Genomic DNA, 259 nt, shown 5'->3' with positions numbered 1-259 from the left:
GTGTTATCTAAACGTTCCAAAGAATTAAGAAAGAAGAAGGCAGAAATTGAAGAGAAGATTACAGAGTATTTAAAGATTAATCAATTACCCGGAATTAAAAATCAAAGTGAAGCGATAATGTTAAAACAAGCAAAAAAATTTGAAGGGAAAAGCACTAAAGCAAAAGATGCAGATACTCTTTCTGTATTACAAAAATATGTGATAGAAAATCCCGAAATTGTTATGGAAGAACTGAAATCTTGTAAACGTGGTGAAGAGA

Annotated in this window: 1 protein-coding gene; it reads left to right on the top strand. The window is 30.5% G+C overall.

From position 1 onward, the window contains the following. A partial coding sequence (locus Q4528_RS14550) for a hypothetical protein (RefSeq protein ID WP_303522359.1) occupies positions 1-259 on the top strand: 259 nt, incomplete at both ends.

The sequence above is a fragment of the Staphylococcus pasteuri genome, assembly GCF_030547725.1.
GTDB lineage: Bacteria > Bacillota > Bacilli > Staphylococcales > Staphylococcaceae > Staphylococcus > Staphylococcus pasteuri.
Note: the sequence above shows the minus strand (reverse complement) of the source record. Positions and strands in the feature narration are given on the sequence as shown.